The 16,848-nt window shown below is 39.4% G+C and carries 9 protein-coding genes; 8 read left to right on the forward strand and 1 reads right to left on the reverse strand.

Annotated elements, in window-relative coordinates; genetic code table 11:
* Window positions 1–413 precede the first annotated feature (413 nt).
* The 7 genes from ICL16_RS42590 (at window position 414) to ICL16_RS42620 (ending at window position 14,923) form a co-directional block, all read left to right on the forward strand.
* A complete protein-coding gene (locus tag ICL16_RS42590) occupies window positions 414–929 on the forward strand; it encodes a hypothetical protein (RefSeq protein ID WP_190838388.1) in 516 nt (171 codons plus the stop codon).
* 13 nt (window positions 930–942) lie between these two features.
* Window positions 943–2,802 (forward strand): protein kinase domain-containing protein, encoded by a 1,860-nt coding sequence (locus ICL16_RS42595; protein ID WP_190838390.1) that lies wholly within the window; start codon window positions 943–945, stop codon window positions 2,800–2,802.
* Window positions 2,803–3,002: 200 nt separating this feature from the next.
* Complete coding sequence (locus ICL16_RS42600; protein ID WP_190838393.1) at window positions 3,003–4,313, forward strand: ATP-binding protein; 1,311 nt, start codon at window positions 3,003–3,005, stop codon at window positions 4,311–4,313.
* A gap of 28 nt (window positions 4,314–4,341) precedes the next feature.
* A complete protein-coding gene (locus ICL16_RS42605) occupies window positions 4,342–7,197 on the forward strand; it encodes an AAA family ATPase (RefSeq protein WP_190838395.1) in 2,856 nt (951 codons plus the stop codon).
* Window positions 7,198–7,343: 146 nt separating this feature from the next.
* Window positions 7,344–11,870 carry an ABC transporter substrate-binding protein gene (locus ICL16_RS42610; protein ID WP_190838397.1) on the forward strand — a complete coding sequence of 1,509 codons (4,527 nt, stop codon included), beginning with the start codon at window positions 7,344–7,346 and terminating at the stop codon, window positions 11,868–11,870.
* Between the two features lie 83 nt (window positions 11,871–11,953).
* Window positions 11,954–13,918 carry an ATP-binding protein gene (locus tag ICL16_RS42615; protein WP_190838399.1) on the forward strand — a complete coding sequence of 655 codons (1,965 nt, stop codon included), beginning with the start codon at window positions 11,954–11,956 and terminating at the stop codon, window positions 13,916–13,918.
* 15 nt (window positions 13,919–13,933) lie between these two features.
* The gene (locus ICL16_RS42620) at window positions 13,934–14,923 is read left to right on the forward strand and encodes an ABC transporter substrate-binding protein (protein WP_238361201.1); all 990 of its coding nucleotides are present in this window, start codon (window positions 13,934–13,936) and stop codon (window positions 14,921–14,923) included.
* 103 nt (window positions 14,924–15,026) lie between these two features.
* Here ICL16_RS42620 and ICL16_RS42625 read toward each other — a convergent pair whose 3' ends face one another.
* The gene (locus ICL16_RS42625; protein WP_238361202.1) at window positions 15,027–15,932 is read right to left on the reverse strand and encodes a carbohydrate ABC transporter permease; all 906 of its coding nucleotides are present in this window, start codon (window positions 15,930–15,932) and stop codon (window positions 15,027–15,029) included.
* Between the two features lie 194 nt (window positions 15,933–16,126).
* Here ICL16_RS42625 and ICL16_RS42630 point away from each other — a divergent pair, with 194 nt between their 5' ends.
* The gene (locus tag ICL16_RS42630; RefSeq protein ID WP_190838403.1) at window positions 16,127–16,822 is read left to right on the forward strand and encodes an aldehyde oxygenase (deformylating); all 696 of its coding nucleotides are present in this window, start codon (window positions 16,127–16,129) and stop codon (window positions 16,820–16,822) included.
* The last annotated feature ends 26 nt before the right edge of the window (window positions 16,823–16,848 follow it).

Genomic DNA, 16,848 nt, shown 5'->3' on the forward strand with positions numbered 1-16,848 from the left:
TTTAATGAAACTTTTTTATAGTTCTGTATTAACTTTAGCTTACCTGTAATCAGTCTATATCATCCATAGGTATTAAATTGCACATTTATTTAGGCAAAGACATCAACTAAGTTTATAAAACTTTATCTAAAGGTTAAGCTTTTTAACATAAGTTAAAAAATCCTGAGCATCGCCCACTCTCTTCACTTAATTCTTATTTTCTGGATGAGGTTTACTTGCCATTTGTCGCCATTCTTAGCTTGAAGCTCTTACCCAGCCGCTAATTGTAGTAAAAATTAAGCAAAAATGCTACTATATAAATTATTTTATTACTTAAATTTAGTTGAGATCATCTTTGCGGACATCAGTGAGCAAACAAGATTGTTATCAACGTCTGACTGTTATATTAAATTATGCTCTAAGTATAAAAACTTATGCATCAACCCAATTACAAACAAAATGATGGTCAGTTTTCTCATATAATGCCAGTATGGAAGTTTTGTACTTTATATATTTTTACTGCTGGAATATATCAACTGCCGTGGGCGCATAAGCAATGGAAGTTTATTAAAGAACGCGAGAATCTTAACATTAGCGCTTGGTTTAGATCTTGGTTTTTACCAATATTTTTATATAATTTAGCCCAAAAAGTTTTTGCCCTCGCTGAAGAACAAGGATATAGGGAAAAGCGATCGCCTTTTCAGGTGACACTTTTATATTGGGTATTTTGTGTACTTTATAGATTACCAGCTCCACTATGGTTGTTATCACTATTAGCTTTTTTACCATTATTAAGTATTTTAAAAGCAATTAATTTTTACTGGGAACAACAGCAACCAAATATGCCAGTACAAGAAAATTTCACAAAACGAGAGATTGTCTGGATTGGTTTTGGAGTAATTTTGTGGTTGTTAGTAATTATTGGTTGGTTATTACCAAATCAAACGTAAAAAAACTTTCATTATGAGCTACTGCCTCAATCCCAATTGCCATAAGCCCCAAAATCCTAGTAATGCTAACTTTTGTATTAGTTGCGGTACAAAGTTGCTGTTGAAGGAAAGATATCGTGCTATTAGTGTATTAGGTGAGGGTGGATTTGGAAAAACCTATTGCGCAGTGGATCAAGATAGGATGAAAGAATCATGCGTAATTAAACAATTTTTACCATCAGCAGAAATTCAAGGAAATTCGCAAGCATTAACTAAGGCAATTGAATTGTTTAACCAAGAGGCAATTCGGTTATATGAGTTGGGCAAGCACGAGCGCATTCCAAATATGTTGGCGTATTTTGAGCAAGATAAACGCTTGTATTTGGTGCAAGAGTTTGTGGATGGGAAGAATTTATTGCAGGAGTTGGAGCGATATGGGGTGTATAATGAAAGTCAGATTTGGCAGCTTTTGACTGATTTGTTGCCGATATTGAAGTTTATTCATGAGCGCGGTGTGATTCACCGTGATATTAAGCCAGAAAATATTATCTGTCGTCAGAGCGATCGCGCTCTTGTACTCATCGATTTTGGTATTTCTAAACAAGTATCTGGTACAATTATATCTGTTAATAGGGGTACGATCGCCGGCACTCCAGGATATGCTCCAGATGAACAAATGCGGTTTGGTGAGGCATATCCAGCTAGTGATTTATATGCTTTGGGTGCAACTTGTCTACATCTGCTGACGGGAAGGCATCCTAGTAACCTCTACAACCCGATGGAATCCAAGTGGTTATGGCGAGAACACTTGGTAGATCGTACTATTAGTAAAATGTTAGGGGAAGTTTTAGATAAACTGCTTCAAGATAGAGTAGGTAATCGCTATCAATCTGTTGATGAAGTACTAGCAGACTTGAGTGCCACTAATTTATCTGCCGACATTCCCGACACAATTATTTCTTACCCTACACCAACAACTCAAACATCAGCTTGGCGATGTGTAAGTACGCTTACAGCTCATGCCGCTTCGGTTCGTTCTGTGGCGATTAGTCCAGATGGTCAGACTTTTGCCAGTGGTAGTGATGATAATACCATTAAGTTGTGGCATTTGAATAGTAGCAGTTTGATTTGTACTCTCAGTTCGCAATCAGGTTTATTTAGAGGTTTTGCAACTTGGTTTACTTCGGTTGCTTTTAGCCCACAAGGTAATTTGTTAGCTAGTGGGAGTTTGGATAAAACAATCAAAATTTGGGATTGGGGCAGCGGTAAACAAATTCGCACAATGAAAGGACATTCTGACTCAGTTTATGCGATCGCCATTAGTATGGATGGTCAATCTCTTGTCAGTGGTAGTCGAGACAACATGATTAAGGTATGGAATCTAACCAAAGGACAACAGATTCGCAATCTTAGTGGACATTCTAACTTAGTTTGCGCTCTTACCATCAGTCCAGATGGACAAACTCTCATCAGTGGTAGTCGAGATAACACAATTAAGGTGTGGAACCTACTGAGCGGCAAGCTACTGCGCACCTTCACCGGGCATACAGATTGGGTTTGTGGTGTTGCCATTAGCCCCGATGGCAAGATGATAGTCAGTGCCAGTCGAGACAAAACCATTCAAATGTGGGATTTAGATAGTGGCACAATCATTCGTACCTTAACTGAGCATTCCGATTGGGTGAGTGCTGTGGCGGTTAGTTATCAAGGTGATTTTCTTGTTAGTGGTAGTCGCGACAAAACCATCAAGTTATGGAATATGGGTAATGGGCAAGTAATTGATACGTTGAGTGGGCATTTAGAATTTATTAATTCTGTGGCAATCAGTAGAGATGGTAAGAGTATTGTCAGTAGTAGCAGTGATGGTGCCGTCAAGATTTGGCGACGGCAGTGATGAACATTTACTATATGTCTGTTAACTTTTTTGTAGAGTTTATTGAGTTTTTTAAGTATAATGGCGATTAATTAAAAAATTGGAGTAAAACTAAAACAAGACATACTGATTTTTTATCAAGTATTTTATGATAATTATGCTAGGTAATATTTCACCATTGAATCAACCAAACTATATTTATGGAAAATTAAACAATAGTCATGTCTCTAAATCCCTTCGTCGTAGGAAAGCCAGTTCCTCCAGAACGTTTTGTGGGGCGGCTCTCTGAAATTGAAGCAGCATTTGATCAAATCTTTAACCGCAGTCACTTAGCAATATGGGGTGGTCCTGGAATGGGCAAGTCATCCTTTTTGCAGAAAATAGCATCGCCCGAAGCTTGGGAAGAACGTGGAGAAGATCCATCAAACGTTGTGATTGTTCTCTTGAGTTGTGAGAGCATTACTCCCTTCAGTGCTTCTAATTTTTGGCGGGAAGTCTTCACAATTATGAGGGATAAGTTAGATGGTAAGCCTGCATTACAAACTGAAATCGAGTCATTGTTAGATAAAGGACTAACAACGAAAGATAGCTTACGCCCAATACTGCGGAAATTGGGGAACACAGGAAAATTCTTGCTGCTGCTAGTAGATGACTATGATGCTGCTCTGCGCGAAAATGAGCAATATACTAACGTTGAGATGCAAATTTTCTTGAGTGAATGCCGTAATTTAACTTATCACTCTGCGGAAAGACAATATCTCTCAATGATCGTCACTTCTCTCAAGCGTCTCAATGAACTTGGTCCTCCTCTCAATCCTGCCAGTTCTCCGTGGTACAACCACTATCTCTTCCAGTCACTCAAACCATTTACGGAAACTGAAATTAAGCGACTACTTGGCATAATATCCCTGACACCAGAATTACGCGAGGTAATTCAAGAAATTGCTGGTGGACATCCAGCTTTGTTACAGATTGCTGGTTCTATTTTGTACAGAGAGCTACAAATTGGCAAAGGGCAAGCAATAGATTTTCAAGCATTTGCTACAAGCTTTGAAAGCGATACTATACAGATTTTCCAAAACATTTGGGCAAATTGCAGTGAAGTAGAGCAAACTTTATTGATACTGATGGCTCTGAATAATTTGAAAGGTCGTTTGCTTAATAAGCTCTATGACTTGAGCGGAATAGATCTCATCTTTAGCCAAAAAGAGCGAGAGTTGATCAATTTAGAAGAACAAGGCGTAATTATCCGCTCAGCAGATCGGGCAGGGAAAAAAGTACCATCTTTCACTTCATCCATTATGGAGAGGTGGGTGATTCAGGAGCTTGGGAATAGCGATAATGCGTCAGTGCAAAATCGGCAAAAGGTATTTCTCAATTTGATGAGTCATGAACAAGCTAAGAAAGTCACAGAGGCAATTCGCTGGTTATGGCAGCATAAAGATGAGATACCTTCTACTCTGGAATGGTTTGGTAAGATTTCATCTGCTTTACCAAAGGGAGCAATCCAAAGCTTATTTAATTGGATGTAAGGATAATAACTAGGAGTGATTAAGGAATATGAATAATACGAAAATTAATAGAAATCCTTATATTATTGGTCGCCCCATTACTGAACCAAAATTATTTTTTGGTAGAGAAAATTTATTTCATTTTATTGATGATAACCTAAACAACAGCCAAAAAGTTATCCTCTTACATGGTCAAAGACGTATTGGTAAGTCTTCTGTCCTTTCCCAGATTCCTAATTTTGTTAATCGAGAAAATTTTGTTTTTGTTCCATTTGATCTGCAAGACCAAAGTCAATTATCTTTGAGTGCTATTCTACACCGCCTTGCTACAAAAATCATCGATTGTTTTAACTTATCTCCGGATCAGGTAACGCTGCCTTTAGCTACAGAGTTGGAAAAAGACCTAACGATCTTTTCTCGTCACTTCTTGCCCAAAGTCTATCAAGCAGTGAACGGCAAAAATCTTGTGTTGTTGTTAGATGAGTTTGATGTTTTAAGTAATGATGTTCCTAACTTAGCTAATCAGCATTTCTTCCCCCATTTAAAATCAATCCTTCAAGAGCAGAAAAAATTATTTGTCATTCCAGTAGTGGGAAGAGAACTGGAAGATATGCCTAAACTGCTAGATTTATTTAAAGGAGCGCCCAAACAAAAAATTGGTCTGCTGGACGAGTCAAGTGCCAAGCAGCTGATTACCGAACCAGCTGAAGGTATGCTGAAATATGATCCCAATGCAATACAAGCAATTCTTGAACTCTCAGCGGGGCATCCCTATTTCACGCAAATAATCTGCTTTGCTATTTTTGGACAAGCTAGGGGAGAACAGCGATGGCAAGTAACTCGCACTGATGTAGAGAATATTGTAGACAAGGCAATAGAGATTGGTGAGGCAGGATTAGTATGGTTTCGGCAAGGATTGCCCATTCCAGAGCGAGTAATTTTCTCCACTGTGGCAACTAAACCTGAAGTTAAGGAACCGCTGAAACTACTTGAAGAATATGGAGTTGTTCATACACCGGAGCTAGATAGAGCACAGAAGTTATTGGTTGAGTGGGGCTTCTTGCAGAAGGTAAACAGTCCTCAGTTGCTAAATGTTGTAGTTTCTTCTTATCGTGTGACGGTAGAATTAGTCCGCAGATGGATGTTGAACCAGCATTCTTTGAAAGAAGAAATCTACGAACTAGAAAAACTTAACCCAGAAGCACATAATTCCTACTTAGAAGCGAGTAAACTACATGAACAGCGTCATATTGAGGCGGCGATTCAATTGTATGAGAAGGTATTACAAATTAATCCCAATCATTTCAGTACTCTACTTGGTTTAGTACAGGGATATTTAGATTTAGATACTAAGGAATTTCAAAAAGCACTAGAATTATCCGAAAGAGCCTACAAATTTAATCCAGAAGACACTAAAGAAGGGTTTATACAATTACTGTTAAACTACGGTAATGAGTTGATGCGACAAAAGCAGTTTCAATTAGCTGAACAGCAGTTTAACAAGGTATTAGAACTAGACCGAAACCATAAGCTTGCCAAAGATATTTTAGCAAAAGCAAAGAATGAAATTCGTAAGTCATCAACAAATCCTTATTTCATAGGTAGTATTGTTCCCCTAGAACAATTTGTGGGTCGAAAAGAAGAATTTGACAAAGCTTGGGATATTATTATGAACGGCAGTAGAATGTTTTTCTATGGCAGCGCAGGCACAGGTAAATCCTCATTCCTAAAGTATTTAGCAGCTCCTGAAACTTGGCAGGATCGAGGAATCAATCTTGAGCATGGTCAATATCTGATTGTTGAGATAAATTGCCAAGATATTCGTCCTTTCCAACCATCAGCTTTTTGGAGAGAATTGTTAATTCGGCTAAAAGATGTGTTGAGTGATTTGCACACGAAATTGCCAGAACAAGATCAAAGTGATACTTCTGTAAATTTGAGATTGATTCAATCCGAAATAGAAAATATTTTGCAGAAAACAACGGTGGACAAGGCTGATGTCAAGCAGATATTAAAGGAAATTAAGCGCCAAGATAAATTCCTAGTGCTACTGTTGGATGAATATGATGCGGTTCTCCATCCTAATGACAACTATGCTGAATCAGCAATACAGCAGTTTCTTTCTGAATGTCGTATTTTGCAAGAACAGGATGCAAATAGGTGTTTGTCTACTATTATGATTCTGTCCCAATCTCCGATTGGACTTAGTTCAACATCTAAGTACAATAACTTACCTGATATTTCCTCACCACTCAAACCGTTTAAAGATAATGAATTGAAGATTTTGTGGGAACATATGCCTACACCTTGGGATCAGAAGCAGAGCTTACAGAGAATTGTAAAAGAAATTACTGGTGGTCATCCAGCACTTTTTCAAATGCTTTGCTATCTTTTGTATAACCAGTTAAAGCAGAAAGGAATTCCTGATATTGAGACATTAAAAGCAGACTTTGAAAATATGACTGAAGAACTTCTTTTTAGGCGAATATGGGTATCACTAAATGAGACACAACGGATGGTTATGCGATTAATTTGTTTATACAGTTTAGAAGGTAAGATAGATAAAAAACATTACGATATGAAGGGTGTTGAAGATTATTTGAAAAATAATTATGCGATACTAAATAATTTAAAAGTGAGTGGATTTATTCAAAGTAATAGGGAAAGAAACAAAGAAAGCTATTCTTTTACTGCGTCAGCAATGCAGCAGTGGGTAATTAGGGAGATTGTCAGTAATAATGAAGGAGAAATTAAAGAGAGAGAAAGGGTGTTCGGTATAATGAACCAAGGACAGATCAACAAGATAACGCAACCAATAAAGTGGATAAGAGAAAATCCAGATGTTATCAAATCTGTGGCAGGAGGTTTTCAGGAATTAGCGAAAGTTTTTCTACCATCATTATAAAAAATAGGTATATAGGAACAGCTGAGCCAAGAATAGAAATTAGGCAAAACAAAAAAGACTATTATTTGACAGATGTTGTCAATTCTATTGCTGGGTAAATTCAGCACTAGTTAAGATTCTAATCTACTGAGAGTCTCTAAAAGAATATGGCTGCTGCGAAGGTTCCGCGAAATCCCTACATTATCGGTGGTCCAATTGATCACCATACATTAATTTTTGGACGGGAAACTTTGTTCAATTTCATTGAGCATAATCTGAAGCAAGGTGTACAAGTTATATTTTTGTTTGGTCAAAGAAGGATAGGTAAGTCATCTGTTATCAAACATATTCCTCACTTTGTTGCTCAAGACAAATTTGCCTTTGTTTCCTTTGATTTGAATGATTTGAAACAAAAAAGTCAATCTTCATTAGGTGCGCTTCTTCACTATATTGGTAAAGAAATTGTAGATTACCTTGAGCGAGATTCTCAAACAGTCAAACTGCCTTCAGTTACAGAGTTAGAAACAGATACAGATATCTTCTCTCTGAACTTATTGCCGAAAATTTATCAGAAATTAGGTGATAAGTATTTAGTATGGTTGTTGGATGAATTTGATGTTTTGAGTGAAGAACAAGCTGACACATTACCTCAAGATTGGTGTTTCTATTATTATTTACAATCGCTTATTCAAAAACATGAGAAATTATTTCTCATTCCAGTAGTGGGACGGAATTTGGGTGATATGCCAGATCTGCATGGTTTGTTCAACCATCCTCCTTTCAAAGAAATTGGCTTGCTAGACGAACTAAGTACTAAACGGCTGATTACTGAACCAGCTCAAGGTGTACTGGAATACGAACCGGATGCGATACAAGCAATTTTGGAGCTGTCATTAGGAAATCCGTATTTTACACAAATAATCTGCTTTGCTCTTTTTGGGAGAGCGCGGGATCTACAGAACTGGAAGGTATCTCGTGAAGACGTAGAGAGTATTGTAAATAAAGCAATTGAGCTTGCGGAAGCAGGTTTGGTATGGTTTTGGGAGGGACTGTCTATCCCAGAGCGGGTGATTTTTTCAGCTGTGGCGGAAGCTCAAAGGGTAGCCTTAAAAAACCAACAGTTGCCAAAAGACCCCTTAACGCTGCTTAAAAGCTATGGAGTTATTCAGACAGAGCAACTCGTTCAAGCAGGAAAACGATTAGCCACAGAGGGTTTATTAGATGACACAGGACATAGAGTAAAAGTTGAATTAGTTCGCCGATGGTTAGTTCAACGTCATCCACTGCGGCAAGAGATATGGCAACTGGAGAGACTTGAGCAACAAGAAGTGAATCCCCTTTCGGACGAAGCAACTAAATTGCATCAACAAGGTAAAAAGCGGAATGCACTAACTGTTTATGAGCAAATTTTGAAGATTAATCCCAATCATTTTCGTTCAATCGTAGCGCTGGCTGATGGATACTTAGAGGTTGAAGATTTTGACAAAGCTGTGGAACTGTACACGCGAACTTATCAAGTTGACCCAATCAGCAACAAAGAAGGACTTTTACGTGCGCTGCAAGCTTCCGGACAAAAGTTGATAACGCAACGAGAGTTTACACGGGCAAACGAACAGTTCAACCGCATATTAGAAATTGAACCTGACAACCTAGCAGTGAAGGAGAAGCTAGGAAAAGATTATGGTTGGTTTGAATCTAGAGGTCGAATCAGAAATCCTTACATCATTGGTCGTCCAATTGTAGAACGAGAATTATTTTTCGGACGAGAAAGTTTGTTCGGCTTTATTGAGGATAACCTAAGACAGAATGTTAAGTTTATCTTATTGCATGGTCAACGACGTATCGGCAAGTCATCTGTACTGAGACAGATTCCTAATTTTTTTAGTGGGCAAGAGTTTCAGGAGTTTGTTTTTATTAACTTTGATCTTCAAGATAAAGCATCGTTCTCCCTGGGTCAGGTTCTACACTCTCTTTATACCGACATTTTTCATCACCTTGTTGAGGAATATAAGTTAATAGCTGATGTTAGGCTTACCCGACCTTTAGAAGAAGAGTTAGAAACCAATCCAGATATCTTTTCTCAAACCTTTTTAATACAAGTTTATCAGGAATTGGGCGATAAAAAGCTGGTGTTGTTGCTGGATGAATTTGATGTTTTAAGTGGCGATCGCCCTTCATCAGCAGAAGATCATTTCTTTCCTTATTTACAAATGTTGATTGAGCGGCACGAAAAACTCTTTATCATTACAGTAGCTGGACGAAATTTGGGAGATCTGCCAAGGCTACTTAGTTTATTTGGGCGTGCACCCTACCAAGAAATTGGTTTGTTGGATGAGCTAAGTGCGCAACGGTTAATTACCAGACCAGCTCAAGGTAGGCTAGAGTACGATCAGGATGCGATCCAAGCAATTCTCGAACTGTCAGCAGGGCATCCCTATTTTACTCAAATCATCTGTGATGTCCTTTTCCGAAAAGCAAGGGGTGAAAATAGATTTAATGTTACTCGTGCAGATGTAGAGGATATTGTAGATCAAGCAATAGTGAACGCTGAAGGTGGATTGGACTGGTTTTGGCAGGGACTGCCTACCTTAGAGCAAGTAGTTTTCTCCGCCGTAGCAGAGGCTCAAGAAATAGCGAACTCCGAAAAGCAGCGAGTTCCGGAAGAACCGTTAACATTGCTCAAAAAATATGGAGTTACTCAAACAGATTCGCTGATTCAGGCATCCGAACGGCTAGCGAGAAATGATAAGGGTTTCTTAGATAACATAGGACGTAGAGTGAAAGTTGAATTAGTCCGTCGCTGGTTAGTCCAACGTCACCCACTGCGGCAAGAGATATTGCAACTGCAGACACTTGAACAACAAGAAGTTAATCAACTTTGGGAACAAGCAACTCAGTTGCGTCAACAAGGTAAAAGACGGAATGCACAAGCGCGTTATGAGCAGATTCTGGAAATTAATCCCAATCACTTCAGTACTGTCGCGGCTTTAGCTGAAGTATATTTGGAAGTGGAAGAGTTCGACCTAGCTGTGGAACTGTACGAGCGAGCTGATCAAGTTGACCCAAATCGCTACAAGGACAGACTTGTGCTTGCACTGCAAAAATCTGGACAAAAGTTGATGAACCAACGAGAGTTTACACAGGCAGATGCACAGTTCAATCGCGTACTGGAAATTGAACCTGATAACCAAGCAGCACTGGAAAAACTGCGAGAAATTAATCAAGAGCTTGGAGGGTTAGTCGAAAAAAACCAAACTACCATCAATCCCATTACCCGGTTTAAGCGTAAACAAATTCGGTTAAGAAGTCTAGTAGTTGCTGGAATTGCCCTGATTATTGGCATTGGTTTTGTTGATCGGTGGATAACTCCTTGTTCAGCAGGTGAACAGAAGGTATTCGGTATTGGTTGCGGAGCAGATTTAAGTAGAATTAGTCGTGGTGAGCGCACCCTCTTTCCTAAAATTAATAACTCTGATCGCGACAAAGGTATTGAAGCTTTCAAACAAGGCAACTACTCCCAAGCAGCTGAATTCTTTAAAAAATCTGTAGCAGCTAATCGTAATGACCCAGAGTTGTTGATTTACTACAACAATGCACAAGCTAGGCAACAACCAGGTTCTCCCTTAACTTTAGCAACTGTTGTGCCAGTAAATAATGCAGAATCAACAGCTCAAGAAATGCTGCGAGGCGTGGCGTTGGCACAACATCAGTTTAATGAGAAAGGGGGATTTAATGGTCGATTACTGGAAATCGCGATCGCCAACGATGGCAATGAAACGGACAAATCTAAACAAGTAGCGCAGGAGTTGGTGAAAGACTCATCTGTGCTGGGAGTAATTGGACATAACTCTAGTGATGCTACCAAAGTAGCAATAGACAAATATGAGAAAGCTGGTTTGCCTATAGTATCTCCTACCAGCACCAGTACATTTTTGTCTAGCGATGTTTTCTTTCGGACAGTGCCTTCTAATGCCGCCTCTGGAAAAATGTTAGCCGAATACGCCAAAAACTCCCTTGGCTTAAACAAAATTGAGATTTTTTATAATCTTAATAGCCTTTATAGCAATAGTATGAGGGAGGAATTGACAAAGTACTTTGAAATACTGGGGGGTAAGGTTGTTCGGAATATTGATTTGACCGACCCGAAATTGGATGCACAAACAGAAGTTGTAAAGAGTATATTTATAACTCAGTATCAAGCGCAAGCAGTTGTATTGTTTCCAGAAAATCAACAACAAGACACTTCTATAGCACTCAAAATAGCAATAGCTAAAGCCGACCTGATGGCTAGATCTCCAAATGCAAATAAGCGAGGGCTAAAATTGTTAGGTGGGAATACCCTTTATAAGCAAGAAACTCTGGACGAAGGCGGGACATCTGTTGAAGGCTTGATTCTGGTAGTACCCTGGTTTAGGGGAGCACCACAATCACAAAACTTTGCACGAACAGCAGCACAACAATGGGGCGGAGAGGTTAGCTGGCGCACAGCTACTAGTTTTGATGCCACTCAGGCTTTCATTGAAGCTTTAAAATATCCCAATCCCTCTCGCTTAAAAGTAGTGCAAAGACTTCGACAGATAAATCTTCTCCCTAGCGAAACTTCAGGAGAACCCTTACAGTTTAATGAAGGAGATCGCCAAGGTAAACCTATCCTTGTTAAGGTTGAGGGAGGTAAATTTGTATATTTGAACTAATGCAGGAGCAAAGGTAACTGAGGAGGGTATTAGACTATTGTTCTTAGTAAAATAACCAGTAGCTCAATAAATTGGGAATAAATATGACATATTCAACTACTCGCCGAAATCCTTACATCATTGGTCGTCCAATCAATGAAAAAGAATTGATTTTTGGCAGGGAAAGTCTGTTCCATTTTATTGAGGATAACTTAATACAAAACATCAAGGTTACCTTGTTGCACGGTCAACGACGTATGGGGAAGTCTTCTGTACTCCTAAATATTCCTAAGTTTGTTGCCCCAGATCAGTTTGCTTTTGTGCCTTTTGATCTTCAAAAACACACTCAAAAACCCTTCTATGTTATAGTGTACGCTCTCGTCACAGAAATCATCAATTATCTTAAGATAGATTTAGAGGCGATCGCACTACCCTCAACGACAGATTTAGAAAAAGATCCCTATATTTTTTCTCGCCAATTCTTACCTCAAGTTTATCGGGTACTCAATGGCAAAAAACTAGTATTGTTACTGGATGAGTTTGATGATCAAAGTAACGAGGTTTCAAACTCAGTAGTTAAAAATTTTTTTTCCTTTTTACATTTAATTGCTAAGACAGATGACAATCTGTTCATTATTCCATTTGCAGGACGAAAATCAGACGATCTGCCGAATTTACTTAATGTCTTTAAAGAAGCACCTTTCCAAGAAATTGGCTTGCTAGATGAACTGAGTGCTAAACGGTTGATTACTAAACCATCTCAAGGTATACTTGAATACGACTCAGATTCTGTCCGAGCAATTCTAGAATTGTCGGCTGGTCATCCATATTTTACACAAATAATCTGCTTTGCCCTATTTGGGAGAGCGCGGGAGCTACAGAACTGGAAGGTATCTCGTGAAGACGTAGAGAGTATTGTAGATAAAGCAATTGAGCTTGCGGAAGCAGGATTAGTATGGTTTTGGGAGGGATTGTCTATCCCAGAGCGGGTGATTTTTTCAGCTGTGGCGGAGGCTCAAAAGATAGCGTTCAAAACAGATCAGCCGTTTTCGGAGGAACCATTAACGCTGCTCAAAAGCTTTGGAGTTATTCAAACGGAACCCTTGATTCAAGCAGCTAAACAACTTACTCAAAAGGGTTTCTTAGATGACACTGGACAGAAAGTGAAAGTTGAATTGATCCGTCGGTGGTTGGTTCAACGTCACCCATTACGGCAAGAGATACGGCAACTAGAGGAAATTGAACTTGAAGAAGTAAATCCCCTTTGGGAAATAGCAAATAATCTAATTAAACAGGGCAAAAAACAGAATGCATTGACTATTTGTAAGCAGATTTTGGAAATTAATCCCAATCACTTTAGTACAGTAATTGCTCTGGCTGAGGAATACTTGGAGGTTGAAGATTTTGAGCAAGCTGTGAAACTTTACTCACGAGCCTACCAATTTGATCCAATCCGCCATCAAGAAGGATTGTTACGTGCGCTGCAAGCTTCCGGACAAAATTTGCTCAGCCAACAAGAGTTTATCCGAGCAAAAGAGCAGTTTTACCGCATATTAGAAATTGAACCTGACAACCGAGTAGCACGGGGAAAATTATTAGAAATTGAAGTTGAAATTGAACCTAAATTTGAAGCTACAGAACATAGCACATTCGTCTATGGTAGCAATTACAGTAGCAATCACAACCAGAGTAAATCCAACCGTACACCAATTCTATTAGCCGCAATAGTGGTAACAGCAGGGACAGTAATAATTGCCCTAATTGGTGTCGGTATTCAGCGATTTTATACAAATTGTTCTAATAGTCAACAAGAAGTATGCATAGATTCAAGTCTTTATATTAGTCGCGGTCAAAACACCTTATTTCTTAGTATAAAAAATCCTAATCGTGACCTGGGTATAGAAGCTTTCAAACAAAATAAATACTCCCTGGCTGCGGATTTTTTTCAAAAATCTGTGGCAACTAATCGCACAGATCCAGAAGTGTTAATTTATTATAATAATGCGCTGGCTCAGCAAAAGGGTTCCCCTTTAACTTTAGCAGTAGTTGTGTCAGTTAACAATGTATGAACTGCTCAAGAAATATTGCGAGGCGTGGCGCAGGCGCAAAATCAGTTTAATCAGAAAGGGGGATTAAATGGTCGATTACTGCAAGTCGCGATCGCCAACGATGATAATGAACCACGCCTCGCTCAACAATTAGCACAAGAGTTGGTGAAAGACTCATCTGTGTTGGCAGTGATTGGAAACTCTAGTGATGCTAACAAAGCAGCACTAGGCGAATATGAAAAATCTCAACTAGCCATAATTTCTCCTACCAGTGGTATCAACTCTTTGAAAGATGATTTTTTGTTTACAACAGTTCCTTCTGATGCGGTTACTGGAAAAACATTAGCTGAGTACGTCGGGAAAAAACTCGGCTTAAATAAAGTTGTAGTTTTTTTTAATTCTAATAGCGTTTATAGTGACACTTTGACAAATGAATTTACAAAAAATTTTGCACAATTTAGAGGTACGGTTATTAGAAAGATTAACTTAGTTGAAACGAGACTAGATGTAGAAAAAGAAGTTACAAACACTCTTTTAAAAGATCAAGCACAAGCAGTTGTGTTTTTTCCAGACACACAACAAACTCCGGCTGTACTTAAAATTGCTACTACTAATTTTCAACAAACAAAGAGGCAAGGGCTGGCGTTATTAGGCGGGGAAGCTTTATACAACAAAACAACATTAACCGAAGGCGGAAAAGCAGTTGAAGGCTTAATTGTGGTAGTCCCTTGGTTTAGGGATGCACCACAATCAAAAAACTTTGCACAAGCAGCAGCGCAGCAGTGGAAAGGACAAGTTAGCTGGCGCACAGCTACTAGCTATGATGCTACTCAAGCTTTTATTAAAGCTTTAGATTCTGCTAATCCCTCTCGCTCAACAGTGCTGCAAAGACTTCTCGAAGTCAAGCTTTCATCTAGTGAAACTTCGGGGGATAGCTTACAGTTTACTGAGGGAGAGCGCCTAAGTCAACCTGTCCTTGTTAAGGTTGAAAATGGTAGGTTTACTCTTGTGCGGGATCAAAGATAACTGGAGTCTGAGCGCGATGGCTAATCACTCTTTCAACAGAGGCGGAGCCTCACAGAATGCATTCCCAGGTGGAACCTGGGAACGAGTTGCTCTGAAGCACTACTCAATTCTTGATCCCTGTTGTGGCGATCCCGCGAAGAAATTGACGCTGACCGATGAGAAATAGTAGCATTACTGGTACAGTGGCTATAGTGACTGCTGCCATGAGTAAGGGCCAGTTGTTCGTGAACTGCTCTTGAAACTCTGCTAAGGCTAGTTGTACTGTCTTTAATTCTGGGCGTGTTGTAAACACCAAAGGTTTAAATAAGTCATTCCATTCCGCGATAAAGGTAAATAGCAACAGCGTTACCAATGCTGGACGAGCTAAGGGGAACATGACTCGCCACAAAATTTGTAGCCGATTGGCTCCATCTAGGGCTGCTGCTTCTTCCAATTCTACGGGGATTGTTTGAAAGTACTGCCGTAATAAGAAAATACCAAAACCGTTTACAGCCGTTGGTAAAATCATTGCCCAGTAGGTATTAATCAAATTTCCTGACTTCAGCACCAAAAAGATGGGTATTACCAAAAGCTGAAAGGGTATTACCAATGTGGCAATGACAATCAGTAGCAGTGTTTGCTGCCCCCGGAATTTGAGCCGTGCCAGAGCATAACCTGCCAATGCCGAAGTAAAAATTTGACTAGCTGCTACAGCTAGAGCCACTAAGCTAGAATTAGCAAACGCTAGTAAAAATTTTCCTCTGTGCCAAGCATCGCGATAGTTGGCAAAAGACCAATTATTTTTGAGGATCAATTCAGGAGTAGCTCCAGGAGGCGCAAAGGATGTCAAAAACACAACTAGCAGGGGTAACAGGATGATAACTGCCAACAACAGTAGCAATCCTTGGCTCCAGGGGATTTTAGAGCCACTTGCGTGCGGAGGGAAACTCTGTTGAGTAATGTGGCGTGATTTTGGGGAGTTTCGCGGCTCCTGGCTAGAAATCCCCATTTTTGTTTGGTCATCAGTCATTTGTCAATTGTCCCTCTTGTCTACCTTTTTGCCAATCTCCTATAAATAAGCTTGAGCTAGTTCCCAAGAGCAACAGCTAATCTATAAAATAGTAGGTTGTTAAGTTAAATTAAACCACACGAAGATTTGCCCTCAACCAATAGGGTAAAACACTTTTAGTATCAAATGATTCACATCATAGGAGTGAACTCACAATGCAGCAGCTAGCAGCCCAGTCGTCCATTGATTATCAGAGTGAAACATATAAAGATGCCTATAGCCGCATTAACGCGATCGTGATTGAAGGGGAACAAGAAGCCCATGAAAATTACATCAAACTAGCTGAACTGCTTGTGGAACATCAGGATGAACTGATTCGCCTCTCCAAAATGGAGAGTCGTCATAAAAAAGGATTTGAGGCTTGTGGGCGCAATCTTCAAGTCACACCAGATCTACAATTTGCCAAAGAGTTTTTTGCTGATTTGCACGCTAATTTTCAAACAGCGGCAGCATCTGGTAAAGTTGTTACATGCTTGCTGATTCAGTCCTTGATTATTGAGTGTTTTGCGATCGCCGCATATAACATTTACATCCCTCACGCCGATCCTTTTGCTCGTAAAATTACTGAAGGAGTGGTAAAAGATGAATACAGCCACCTCAATTTTGGCGAAGTTTGGCTGCAAGAACATTTTGCCGAATCTAAAGCTGAATTAGAGGAAGCAAATCGTCAAAATCTTCCCATTGTCTGGAAAATGCTCAACTCAGTTGAGGACGATGCCCGTACCTTGGCAATGGAAAAAGAAGCTTTAGTAGAAGATTTCATGATTCAGTACGGAGAAGCTTTAAGTAACATTGGTTTTACTACCCGTGATATCATGCGCATGTCAGCCTACGGACTAGCAGCAGCATAGGAAATAGTTGATGGTTAATTGTTAAT

The organism is Iningainema tapete BLCC-T55, from assembly GCF_014698965.1.
Lineage (GTDB): Bacteria > Cyanobacteriota > Cyanobacteriia > Cyanobacteriales > Nostocaceae > Iningainema > Iningainema tapete.